General features: G+C 60.0%; 5 protein-coding genes and 1 pseudogene. 3 read left to right on the top strand and 3 right to left on the bottom strand.

What is annotated here, in order from left to right; all coding sequences use genetic code 11:
- Window positions 1-2: 2 nt before the first annotated feature.
- Window positions 3-1496: an O-antigen translocase gene (locus ACS4RR_RS25485; protein ID WP_456190185.1), complete on the bottom strand. Its 1494-nt coding sequence runs from the start codon at window positions 1494-1496 to the stop codon at window positions 3-5.
- 148 nt (window positions 1497-1644) lie between these two features.
- A complete protein-coding gene (locus ACS4RR_RS25480) occupies window positions 1645-2955 on the bottom strand; it encodes a polysaccharide biosynthesis/export family protein (protein ID WP_260111805.1) in 1311 nt (436 codons plus the stop codon).
- Window positions 2956-3600: 645 nt separating this feature from the next.
- Between ACS4RR_RS25480 and ACS4RR_RS25475 the strand changes: the two genes are divergently transcribed.
- The 3 genes and pseudogenes from ACS4RR_RS25475 (at window position 3601) to ACS4RR_RS25465 (ending at window position 12987) form a co-directional block, all read left to right on the top strand.
- Window positions 3601-10614, top strand: coding sequence for a DUF4082 domain-containing protein (locus tag ACS4RR_RS25475; protein WP_456190184.1), 7014 nt, complete (start codon window positions 3601-3603; stop codon window positions 10612-10614).
- Window positions 10615-10716: 102 nt separating this feature from the next.
- The gene (locus ACS4RR_RS25470; RefSeq protein WP_260111786.1) at window positions 10717-11901 is read left to right on the top strand and encodes a GTP-binding protein; all 1185 of its coding nucleotides are present in this window, start codon (window positions 10717-10719) and stop codon (window positions 11899-11901) included.
- A 174-nt stretch (window positions 11902-12075) separates the two neighbouring features.
- Window positions 12076-12987, top strand: a pseudogene (locus tag ACS4RR_RS25465) (IS481 family transposase).
- 356 nt (window positions 12988-13343) lie between these two features.
- Here ACS4RR_RS25465 and ACS4RR_RS25460 read toward each other — a convergent pair.
- Entirely contained in the window at window positions 13344-13544 is a 201-nt protein-coding gene (locus tag ACS4RR_RS25460) for a hypothetical protein (protein WP_260111785.1), read from the bottom strand.
- Window position 13545 lies beyond the last annotated feature (1 nt).

Here is a 13545-nt window from a genome sequence, read left to right as displayed (position 1 = left end):
CATCATGCTGATTTCGTGATCCATCCACGCATGGTTGCTTGCACGGACTCCGGAAGCAGGTCGATCAGCATGCGCAGCGAATAGAGCCCGCAGAGAGCGACGGCAGCGAGGCCAATCACAGTCGCCGGCCATAGCGGCAAAAGCAAAAAGACTGAGACGACCAATCCCGATGCAGGCAGGAACAGAAGTGCGTGCCTGCGATTGGCTGGCGACCAGCGAAAGCCAGTCAGTCGACGCACGATCACGTAAATCAGAATACTATGCCAGACGTAGAGGCCGAAGAATGCCATGCCGGCCCCTGGCGTGCCGAATTCCGATACTAAGAGCCAAGCCAGCCCCACATGCACCAGCGTTGCTGCGACCTCCGTCCAAAAGAAGATCGTCTGGGCACCCTTCGCCAGGATGATGAAACCCATCGGCCAGGCGACGATCCTGAGCATCATTCCAAGGCAGATCCAGCGCAGAAGCTCCACGGCCCCGTGAAACTCCGCCGAATAGAACAAACTCATCACGAGCGGTGCCAGGGTCAGAGTGGCGAGCAGACCAGGGCCGGCCAGCAACAAGCTGATTTCCGCCTGCTCATTGACCAGTCGGTTGCACTCGGCATTATTGTGCGCAATTGCAGTCAAGCGCGGATAGAAGTCCGTTCCCATCGCCTGCAGGATGAAGCCGGCGTAGAGACCGCCAAGCGCCCAGGCCGCCTGATACAATCCCGCCGCTACGACGCCTCCTTCATTCAGCACGATAATGCGAATGGCATAGGCCGCGCCGAAGGTCAGGAGTCCGCTTGCCATAAAAGCAACACCGAGCCTGAACAGGGATTTCGCTTCCCGGCCGAACTGGCGCGCCGACATTGGCGGTGGGCGCGTGGGTATCTGTTTGCTGTACCACCACGTGGGAAGGACTGAGACGGCCGCGATCGCCACGAGAGAGGGTACAATCGCCTGCTCGCCGAACAGATAGATGAGCGGGATGCTGACTATCGTGCCGAAGAGCCCTGAAAGCACATTGATGCGGGCAAGATTTGCGATGCCCCGCAAGCCCTGGATCAAGGCAGCTTGTCCGGCAGACACGAGCCGAAAGAATACGGCTAGGGAGAGCAGCACAATGCCACCGGCGTGCTGGTAGTCGCCGAAGGTGAATTTTGAGACCGGAAACGCCAGGGCCGCAAGCAAAAGCCCGCCAAGCAACCCGAGCACCAGCGAGATGCGTCTGAGCGCTGTCGCCGACCGCGCGATCCTCTCTCCGTCGCCGGCGCCCGCCGCCTCAGCGACCCGGCGCACAGCGCTGCTGCTGACGCCAAGACCAGCTATCGCTTGTGCGATATCGAGAATTGCCCCGTAAAGGCCGAGAAGCCCCACGCCTTCGGGACCGAGCAGAAGGGCGAGCGCCTTATTGCGAATGATGCTAAGGGCGACATTTACCAGCGAGGAGCCGCCCATCAGCATCGTCGACTTCAGGATTTGGGTATAAGTCTGACCGCTGGGTGGGATCATACGCAAAGTCTCAGCGCGACCCTAGCCGTCAGGCTGGTTTGTGGGCGGTCCAGATCAAAAGCGATTTCTTCCAGGCAGGCGGCCTTAGCGCCTTGGTGGCGCTCAAACGTCCGCTCCAGCTGTGCTGAGAATAGGTGCACGTTGCGGGTCACTGGTCGGCTCCATCTGCGAGCGTTTGGGCCTCGAAAGATCGGCCTGAGTCGGTCTGAAGCGAACTATCCAAAACGCGAGGCTGAACCACTCTCACCACATCGCCCGGCTCCAGCGTCGTCGTTTCCGAGGCTTGAAACTGATCGATTTTTCCTCCACTCCGACGGGTCACGCTATAGGTAAGCGGGAGGTCCTCGGCGAGGCTTTTGATGCCGTCGTTGCTCCCAAGGTCTTCGATGAGGAGTTTCTGTGTTGTCTCGCGCTTCATCTTCATTTGATCGAGACTTGCCCGTTCGGACTGCGCTTCGGTCGCCACTTCGCTCCGGCGTGCGTCGTACAGTCCCTCAAGGTTGCGCGTCGTCTCACTGATCGCCTGACGGCCCCGCATGACGGCGGTGACAAGGTCGAGCTTGTCGGAGCGGTAAGTCGTGAGCAACCGTTCTAGATCCATCTGCCTTGAAGAGATCGTGAGGCCTTTCTGGACCAGGGACTTGACGCTGACCAATTGGTCATTAACGGATTTGATATTGTCGTCTGCGCCCGTCAGTTTTTCTTCCAACGTCGATATCTCAGTGGTCAAAAGATCGCGTAATTCGGTGAACGCCCTTGCCTGCCTCTCCAACGCATTGGCGCGAGCCCGAAAGATAATCCTTTCCTCATTGTATATCCCGGCAGCAAATTGCTGATCGGCGCCGGTCATCTGATCGAAGGTAATCTCCTTTGCTCCATCCATCTCCGCCTGGAGCCGCGCCAATCTCGCGGTGCTGCGCAGAATCGAGTGATTGATTTCGCGCAATTCTCCTACCAATTGGGTCGAATGCGTTTGCTGCTGGTCTTTGGCGCGCCGCGGCCCGCCGCTCATTGCCAGGGATTGCAGGACGGTCACTCCGGGGCGGAAACTGTATTGTCCAGGCGTGGTTACGTCTCCCACGACATAGATTGGTGGGTATTCGAGAACTTCGATGGTCACCGCAGGTGTCTGGGCCAAACCCATCTTTGCCTGAAGGCGCTTGGCAATCTCGTTGGTGAGGCTCGTATTATCCAGACTTCCAACAGACTGCGACCCCATAAAGGGTAAGGAGACTTCACCTGCATCTGAAACCGTATATTCGCCGCCAATCGCATCCCATCTCTCAAACTGGCCCTTGGACGGCATCCATTGGACGACCGTCAGGCGGATTTTCGTATGTGGGGCCAATGGGGCGCTATCGGCGAGAGCCGGCGACACGGCTCCGGCAAGAAAAACGAGTGCGCTGATCACAAACGTGGCGCGAAAGAACAGGTGAGGGGCACGGTGCGATAGTTTCATATACATGTCTCGCCTTCAAAACATCCTTCAACGGACGCTGGTCCAATGCCTAAGCGCTGTTCAAACGCCGGACGCCAAGCCCCAAACCAGATTGTTAGTGTGCAGTCCGACGAAGCCTTGAGGAAGGTGGAGGCGGGTTACTTTGCCTAATCACAATTGATGAGGTGGGGAGAGTGTTTAAGCCCTAAATCGAGCAAAAACACATATCTTCGGCTCTTAGGCACGACACATAGGCATCGCCGGGCGCGCTTGCCTCGAAGAACCGCAATCGCCCGTGGCAGAGCCTTTTTGCTCGCCTCGCCAATTTTGCCAAATGACGATATTGATCGGCGGCGTCGCCTGTCATTCGACAGCTCGACGCAGCGCGAGCGGTGCCGCACAATGCTGTTCTCGGGCCACATCTTGACTACGGGAGATGCCGCCATCTCAGCCGCCTATGCGTCGTCAAGCCTTGCACAGCAAGCGGCGCATCTTCGCGCGTCTCACTCATCACGTGAGCGTGCAGCACGGCTGATTGCCCAAAGGATGCCGCCTGTAGAGCGAAAGGCGTAGCATATACTCACTCATTTTTCGACTACAATTCAGGGCCGCCCATTGAGCGGTTCTCATAGATTCGATCTTGATAATTCGCGGGAGGTGCCTGCCATGTATCGCAACGCTCGTCGGTGGACCTCGCGCTCACTTCTGTTGGATTCGCTGATTCCCGGGTGGCTGACCATCGGTGGCAAGGGAAGGCAGCGCAAGCCTGACGAAATGCACGAGGACAGTGCTCAACTCGCGGCATCGGTGCAAATCGCGGACGGGTTCAAGTATGGTACGCTTGTCGACAATCCAGACAAGAACGGGCCGCTCATCGAACGTGATTCTGAACATAGAGTGAGCGTGATCGACGACCCGGACGGTCGAGCCAATATTACTCGCGAATCGCCGCCGTTGCTCGAAGCTTTGGCAACAAGTCGCCAGGCGGGGCGGCGAAACGATGATACTGCCGCGTCTGTGTTGCCCGCCCACACGCCCGGTTTTGCAAGCTTCCAGCGGAACGCGAAAGGAATTGCGTTCGGGGCTCAATCGTCCCTCAATCGCACCTACGCTGGAATGAGCCTCATCGGCGATGATCCTTTGGCTCCGTATCTGCCGCAAAGCCCTGCACCGACAACTTCGGGGCAAGGTTCTGCTGCGGTGGCGGCTGAGCGCACGCCCTCGGGCAAAGTCGTCATTCTCGAATCGACGCCGTCGGCGCAGTCGACCGGGCAGCATGCTGGAGCAAATGCGCTGGCGGTTGGCATGCCCTTTGGTGTGTGCGGGTGCGGCTATTATACGTCCCCCACACGGATTCTCGATTGGGCCCATGGCGGTGCCTTGCTTCAGCAAGATGGTCAGTTGCCGGGAACAAGGCTGACTGAAGGGCCGGATTATGTGGCGACGATCAAGAAGGCCATCGGCGCCTCGATCAGCGACCCGCTTGTCGATCGCGACTTGTCCCCGCTCTCGGGCTGGCGCGGGACCGCAACGTGGACAGATTCGACAATCTTGAACGGATCGTTGCCCGGCGGCGGCGAAACTGGAAAGGGCACCACCACCAAGGGTGTCGGCATCCTTTCCGGCGCGGTGACGACGCCGCCTCAACCTTCTGCCCAGCGCTCGTTGACCACGCAAAATCTGGCGGCCGCTGCGGCGGCCAGCAACGCGATCGTGCTGGAAAACCAGAAGCAGGGCAATCCGGAGAGCGAGTGGGGCATCGACGGTGCCGGCAGCACCAACATCGAAGGGTTTGCGACCGACATCAGCGTCGACAACGGCAACACGGTGAGCTTCAAAATCAACACGAATTCCACCAACTACCGGATCGATATCTATCGGCTCGGCTATTATGGCGGCATGGGCGCGCGCAAGGTCGCGACAATGCAGCATACCGGATTGCAGACCCAGCCCAACCCGTTGCGCAACGCTACCACCGGCACGGTTGATGCTGGCAACTGGGCGGTCTCGGCTTCGTGGACCGTACCTGATGATGCCGTCTCAGGCGTCTATATTGCCAAGCTCGTGCGTCAGGATGGCACCGCTGGCGAAAATCAAATCCCGTTCATCGTGCGCGACGATGCCAGCCACAGCGACGTCGTCTTCCAGACCGCAGACGAGACTTGGCAAGCTTACAACGGCTGGGGTGGCGCAAACTTCTATGGCGGCAACGGCCCCGCGACGGGCCAGGGCGCTGGTCGCGCTTATGCGGTCAGTTACAACAGGCCAATTGCGACCCGCGGTGGGGTCGGCACCTATGCCGGACCGCAGGACTATCTGTTCGGCGCCGAATATGCAGGCATCTACTGGCTGGAACAGAACGGTTATGACGTCTCCTATATGTCGGGCGTCGACGCCGACCGCTATGGCAGTCTACTGCTCAATCACAAGACCTATATCGATGCCGGCCACGACGAATACTGGTCGGGACAGCAGAGGACCAATGTCGAAGCCGCACGCGATGCGGGCGTCAACCTTATGTTCTGGAGTGGCAACGAGGTCTACTGGCGTACCCGTTGGGGTAATGCATACAGCGCCGACGGAACGCCATATCGCACCCTGATCTCCTACAAGGAGACATGGGGACCGCCCGGTACGAGCCTTGATCCTTCCAACGAATGGACAGGCACCTTTCGCGACCCGCGCCTCAGCCCGCCTGCTATCGGCGGCGGCAACCCTGAGAACTCGCTGACCGGCCAGCTCTTCAAGGTCGACGATGTCGGCGGCAATCTTGGCGCGATCACGGTCGGCTATGATGATGCCAACCTGCGCTTCTGGCGGAATACGACTGTCGCAAACCTCCAGCCAGGCCAGACGGCAACGCTCACCAAGAATTATCTTGGTTACGAATGGGATGAAGCGCCCGACAATGGCTTCGACCCGGCCGGGCTGGTAAAACTCTCGTCGACGACCCTGCCAGTCAGCACTTACTTGCTAGACTACGGAAATACGACCGGCGATGCGACCGCGACCCACAATCTGACCCTCTATCGCGCGCCCAGCGGTGCTCTGGTTTTCGGCGCCGGCACGGTTTATTGGACATGGGGTCTGAGCAACAATCACGATAACGAGGCGACCCCCACCGATCCTCGCGTGCAGCAGGCAATGGTCAATCTGCTTGCCGACATGGGCGTTCAGCCAGGCACGCTGCAATCCGGGCTTACCGCCGCGACTGCTTCGTCGGACCATACTGCGCCGACCTCCGTCATCACGGTACCCGCTACGGTGGCCGCGAATTCAACCGTGACGATTTCAGGCACCGCTGCCGATACGGGCGGCGGGGTCATCGCCAGCGTCGAGGTTTCGACCGACAATGGTGCGAGCTGGCATCCGGCCACGGGCGATGAGAACTGGACCTACACCTGGACGCCGTCGATCGCCGGCACCTATACGATCCGGTCGCGGGCAGTGGATGACAACATCAACCTCGAGACACCCTCGGCGGGGCGCACTGTCACCGTCACCGGGCCGACTTTTACATCACTCTTTGGTGGCGCGACGCCCGCGGTCGTCAACACCAACGATACTGCAGCCGTCGAACTCGGGGTCAAATTCCAATCCTCCGCGGCGGGCACGGTGAGCGGTATCCGGTTTTACAAGAGCAGCCTGGATACGGGCACACATACCGGGTCACTTTGGTCGAGCACAGGTACGCGACTTGCGACCCTCACCTTCTCCAACGAGACTGCCAGCGGCTGGCAGTCCGCTTCTTTCTCGAGCCCGGTGACGTTGACACCCGGACAGACCTATACCGCATCTTATCATACGAATGTCGGCAACTATTCGACGACCGCCAACTACTTCCTCTCCAATGTGACGAGTGGCCCGCTGACGGCGCCGGCAAGCGGCAACGGCGTCTATAACTATGGCGCAAGCGTATTCCCGGCGAGCAGCTTCGACCAGACAAACTATTGGGTCGATGTGATGTTCAACCCCTCGAATGCGAACAACACGACGCCGACGGCGGTTGCCGATACGGGGGATGCGACGGAGAAGGGCGGGGTGGCCAATGGTTCGGGTGGCGTGGTTGCCAGCGGCAACGTGCTGACCAACGACACCGATCCGGACGCCGGTGACACCAAGACCGTCACGGCAGTGGTCTTCGGTGCGACATCAGGAACGCTCGGCTCGGCGCTGAACGGCACCTATGGCAGTCTCGTTCTCAATGCATCTGGCGCCTATAGCTATGCGATCAACGAGAGCAATGCGGCCGTCCAGGGGCTGCGGCAGTCGACCAATACGCTGAGCGATGTCTTCAGCTATACGATGCGCGATAGCGCCGGCGCGACGGCCACGGCAAACCTGACGGTCACCATCCACGGCGCCAACGATGCGCCGGTGCTCGCCGTCCAGACGACGACCCAGAACGCCACCACCGGCTCCGCCTTCTCCTTCGTGCTGCCGACGACGACCTTTACCGATGTCGACAGCGGCGAAACGCTGACCTACGCGGCAACCGCTGCCGATGGCACGGCGCTGCCTTCCTGGCTGAGCTTCAACGCCTCGACACGCACATTCTCCGGCACGCCTACGACAGGCGGCACCTACGGTGTCAAGGTGACGGCAACCGATCTCGGCGGCCTTGCCGCCAACGAGAGCTTCAACATTGCCGTATCGGTTCCCGGAAACACGACGCCGACGGCGGTTGCCGATACGGGGGATGCGACGGAGAAGGGCGGGGTGGCCAATGGTTCGGGTGGCGTGGTTGCCAGCGGCAACGTGCTGACCAACGACACCGATCCGGATGCCGGTGATACCAAGACGGTCACGGCAGTGGTCTTTGGTGCGACATCAGGCACGCTCGGCTCGGCGCTGAACGGCACCTATGGCAGTCTCGTTCTCAATGCATCTGGCGCCTATAGCTATGCGATCAACGAGAGCAATACCGCCGTCCAGGGACTGCGGCAGTCGACCAACACGCTGAGCGATGTCTTCAGCTACACGATGCGCGATAGCGCCGGCGCCACGGCCACGGCAAACCTGACGGTCACCATCCATGGCGCCAACGATGCGCCGGTGCTCGCCGTCCAGACGGCGACCCAGAATGCCACCACCGGCTCCGCCTTCTCCTTCGTGCTGCCGACGACGACCTTTACCGATGTCGACAGCGGCGAAACGCTGACTTACGCGGCAACGGCAGCCGACGGCACGGCACTGCCTTCCTGGCTGAGCTTCAACGCCTCGACGAGGACCTTCTCCGGCACGCCGACGACAGCAGGAACCTATGGTGTCAAGGTGACGGCAACCGATCTCGGCGGCCTTGCCGCCAACGAGACCTTCAACATTGCTGCCGCAGCAGGGGCAACGACCTACAGCCTGTTCTCCGCCTCCAGCACGCCGGCCCAGACGAACCTCAATGACGGTCAGCAGCTCGAGCTTGGCGTCAAGTTCACGTCGAACGTCGCCGGCGACATTACCGGCATCAGGTTCTACCGCAGCGCCAACGACAATGGCCAGAACGTCGTCGACCTGTGGAATTCCACGGGCACCAAACTTGCCACCGCAACCTTCACCAACACCACGGCAAGCGGTTGGCAGACGGCGAACTTCACAACACCCTTCACCATCGCCGCCAATACCACCTATGTCGCGTCCTATCACACGACCGGCGCCTACGTGGCGACCGGCAATTTCTATACGACCGCCGTCACCAACGGTCCGCTGACAGCGCCAGCCACCGGCAACGGCGTCTACCGCTATGGGGGCTCTGCCACCGCCGGCATTTTCCCAAATGCCACTTTCGGTGCTGCCAATTATTGGGCCGATGTGGTCTTCCGCCCCTCGAATGCGAACAACACGACGCCGACGGCGGTTGCCGATACGGGGGATGCGACGGAGAAGGGCGGGGTGGCCAATGGTTCGGGTGGCGTGGTTGCCAGCGGCAACGTGCTGACCAACGACACCGATCCGGACGCCGGTGACACCAAGACCGTCACGGCAGTGGTCTTCGGTGCGACATCAGGAACGCTCGGCTCGGCGCTGAACGGCACCTATGGCAGTCTCGTTCTCAATGCATCTGGCGCCTATAGCTATGCGATCAACGAGAGCAATGCGGCCGTCCAGGGGCTGCGGCAGTCGACCAATACGCTGAGCGATGTCTTCAGCTATACGATGCGCGATAGCGCCGGCGCGACGGCCACGGCAAACCTGACGGTCACCATCCACGGCGCCAACGATGCGCCGGTGCTCGCCGTCCAGACGACGACCCAGAACGCCACCACCGGCTCCGCCTTCTCCTTCGTGCTGCCGACGACGACCTTTACCGATGTCGACAGCGGCGAAACGCTGACCTACGCGGCAACCGCTGCCGATGGCACGGCGCTGCCTTCCTGGCTGAGCTTCAACGCCTCGACACGCACATTCTCCGGCACGCCTACGACAGGCGGCACCTACGGTGTCAAGGTGACGGCAACCGATCTCGGCGGCCTTGCCGCCAACGAGAGCTTCAACATTGCCGTATCGGTTCCCGGAAACACGACGCCGACGGCGGTTGCCGATACGGGGGATGCGACGGAGAAGGGCGGGGTGGCCAATGGTTCGGGTGGCGTGGTTGCCAGCGGCAACGTGCTGACCAACGACACCGATCCGGATGCCGGTGATACCAAGACGGTCACGGCAGTGGTCTTTGGTGCGACATCAGGCACGCTCGGCTCGGCGCTGAACGGCACCTATGGCAGTCTCGTTCTCAATGCATCTGGCGCCTATAGCTATGCGATCAACGAGAGCAATACCGCCGTCCAGGGACTGCGGCAGTCGACCAACACGCTGAGCGATGTCTTCAGCTACACGATGCGCGATAGCGCCGGCGCCACGGCCACGGCAAACCTGACGGTCACCATCCATGGCGCCAACGATGCGCCGGTGCTCGCCGTCCAGACGGCGACCCAGAATGCCACCACCGGCTCCGCCTTCTCCTTCGTGCTGCCGACGACGACCTTTACCGATGTCGACAGCGGCGAAACGCTGACTTACGCGGCAACGGCAGCCGACGGCACGGCACTGCCTTCCTGGCTGAGCTTCAACGCCTCGACGAGGACCTTCTCCGGCACGCCGACGACAGCAGGAACCTATGGTGTCAAGGTGACGGCAACCGATCTCGGCGGCCTTGCCGCCAACGAGACCTTCAACATTGCTGCCGCAGCAGGGGCAACGACCTACAGCCTGTTTTCCGCCTCCAGCACGCCGGCGCAGACCAACCTCAACGACGGCCAGCAGCTCGAACTCGGCGTCAAGTTCACGTCGAACGTCGCCGGCGACATTACCGGCATCAGGTTCTACCGCAGCGCCAACGACAATGGCCAGAACGTCGTCGACCTGTGGAATTCCACGGGCACCAAACTTGCCACCGCAACCTTCACCAACACCACGGCAAGCGGTTGGCAGACGGCGAACTTCACAACACCCTTCACCATCGCCGCCAATACCACCTATGTCGCGTCCTATCACACGACCGGCGCCTACGTGGCGACCGGCAATTTCTATACGACCGCCGTCACCAACGGTCCGCTGACAGCGCCAGCCACCGGCAACGGCGTCTTTGCCTATGGAGGTTCCGCCACCACAGGTCTTTTCCCGACCAACACCTTCAATTCAACCAATTACTACGCTGACGTCGTCTTCCGGCCGCAGCTCGTCGCGTGACGCAAAGTATAAGGTTAGGGATCGATTTCGAATGAGGCTTATACGACACAAATGCTGGTCGCGGCGAAGGGCGCTTCGACCGCCCGCATTCAAGGAATGCCGATGAACAGGATCGAGCGGCTCCCGGTAACCGTGCTGGCTGGCTTCCTCGGCGCTGGCAAGACGACGCTCCTCAGCCACGTCTTGAATAACCGTCAGGGCCTGCGGGTCGCCGTCATTGTCAACGATATGAGCGAAGTGAACATAGACGCCAGTCTCATTCGAGAGGGCGGTTACAACCTGTCGCATACGACGGAGACATTGATCGAACTCAGCAATGGCTGCATATGCTGCACCCTGCGCAACGACCTCCTGACGGAAGTGCGGCGACTGGCCGAAGAGCGGCGATACGACTATCTGTTGATCGAAGGTACCGGTATTGCCGAGCCACGCCCCATTGCGGCAACCTTTTCCTTCCGCGATGAGAATGGTGTTTCGCTCTCAGACTTTGCTAGGCTCGACACAATGGTCACCGTGGTCGACGCTGCAAACCTGTTAGCCGACTACAGCAGTGCCGATCTGCTTGCCGACCGCGGCCTGCAACGCGACGGTGAGGACCGGCGCACACTCATCGACCTGCTGGTGGATCAGATCGAGTTTGCCGATGTTGTCGTGATCAACAAGATCTCGGACGCTACCGAAGAGATCCGCGCGGATGTCCGCAAGATAGTTGCTGCGCTCAATCCGGATGCGCGCCAGGTGGAGACGGATTTCGGCAAGATTTCTCTTTCAGCTGTCCTCAATACGGGCCTCTTCGATGAAGCAAAGGCCGCGGCGCATCCCCTGTGGCACAAGGAATTGTACAGCCCGGATGAGCATGTTCCGGAAACGGAGGAATACGGGGTATCGAGCTTTGTCTATCGCACCAGGCGCCCCTTCGACCCCATGCGGTTTCGATCATTCCTGGACGAGCCCTGGCCGGGGGTAATCCGCGCCAAAGGCCATTTCTGGATTGCCACGCGCCCGCGTCATGTGGGCCTGATGTCGGCTGCCGGCATCCAAAGGCGCTGTGAGCCCATGGGGCTTTGGTGGGCGGCCGTTCCTCGACAAGACTGGCCGAGCCATCAGCAATTTCGTCAGCAGCTCGAGAGCCGATGGGATAACGCTTGGGGCGATCGTCGGCAGGAACTCGTCTTTATCGGCGTGGACATGGACGAGGCAGGTGTGCGGACCGCACTGGACGGATGCCTCGCCAGCGCCGATCCGGGCGACTGGGCCACCCTCGAAGATCCGTTTCCGGGGTGGTAGCACGGGGCGGCGCAGGGCAACCCTCGCGTCAACCGGCTCGACCAGCCAGACCGGACCTAAATTCCTTTTCTACCAGCGTCAGCCACTTAGATCGCCGCGCGTCTTTCAGACGCTAAAGTGTTTAGTCCCGGCATTTGATGGTGCATTATTTTCCTTAGAATGGAGGGAAGCACTATGGGCCAGGTTTTACATGGGAGCGCCACGACGACAGAGGCAGTCCGTCGAGCAACACAAAATAGTGAAGAGAGCCTGAGAGCGCTTTCGAAGCGGTATGGGATCAACCAGAAGACGGTCGCCAAATGGAAAAAGCGGACGTCATGGACCCACACTCGACAATCCTTTCCTAAGAGGCTGTTATTGTCGCCTTTCGCAGGCATACATTGCTGCCTCTTGATGACTGCCTCTATGCCCTTCAACCGACGATCCCGCATCTGACGCGTTCGTCCGTGCACAGATGTCTGCAGCGCCACGGCATTTCACGCCTGCCGGAAGTGGAAGGCGACAAAGAACCGAAGAAAAAGTTCAAAAGCTACCCGATCGGCTACTTCCACGTCGATATTACCGAGGTGCAGACGGCTGAGGGCAAGCTTTATCTCTTCGTGGCAATTGACCGCACTTCCAAGTTCGCTTTCGCTGAGCTCTATGCCAAAGCTGGCAAGATGAATGCTGCCCAGTTCCTGCGCAACCTGATCGCGGCGGTGCCCTACACCATCCATACTATCCTGACCGATAACGGCATCCAGTTCACCAACCGGGCGTGTGACCAAAATGCTTTCCAGCACATCTTCGACCGGGTCTGTGAGGAATACGAGATCGAGCATCGCCTGACAAAGGTTAAGCACCCATGGACCAATGGGCAGGTCGAGCGGATGAACCGAACGATCAAGGAAGCTACTGTCAAGCGCTCCCACTACGACGATCACGCACAACTGGAAAAGCATCTCGCCGACTTCATCGACGCCTACAATTTTGGGCGCAGGCTCAAGACATTAAAGGGACTCACCCCCTACGAGTTCATCTGCCAAAGGTGGACTTCCGAGCCAGATCATCGATCCTATCCATCAAATGCCGGGACTAAACAGCTAAGGACGCTCCAACACCATGCGCTGGCAGTAGCCGTAGGCAGCTTTGGGGCTCCTTGGGTGGTTGCGCTTAGGGTCATCATATCGGCGTATGAGGGTACCACCCATATACCCCGGATTGCTGACGTACACTCGCGTAGTAAAGGTGCCAGAATGAAGCTCTTGCTAATGCGGTCGAGGGCCGGCCGATGGGAAGGGGGCGCCGCTGATGCGGAGAATTCATGTCAGTAATCGTGAGTATCTGAGTACATTTGGTGGAGCGTTGAGTATCTGTCGAGTATCCTCTGCATGGAGCGCAGTCCTTGGATCCGCGACGGTCGCATCTTCGACGAGTACCGATGGTTCCCCAAGCTTTGCCAATCAGAGCAGCGCAACCATCCAATCCTCCTTCACCGGCCCGGTCACATCTTCCTTGATGTCATCAGGCGACATGCAATCGTCCCCTGCATCGTCAACCGCGATGCCGGCGCCTGCGGCCGATGGCGGCGCGCAGGACACGTCCACGAAGACGGCGTCGGCTGCGATGGTTTTGCAGACACCTTCATCGACATCGCAACGCACC

The sequence above is a fragment of the Rhizobium zaerense genome, assembly GCF_051810725.1.
GTDB lineage: Bacteria > Pseudomonadota > Alphaproteobacteria > Rhizobiales > Rhizobiaceae > Rhizobium > Rhizobium leguminosarum_I.
Note: the sequence above shows the minus strand (reverse complement) of the source record. Positions and strands in the feature narration are given on the sequence as shown.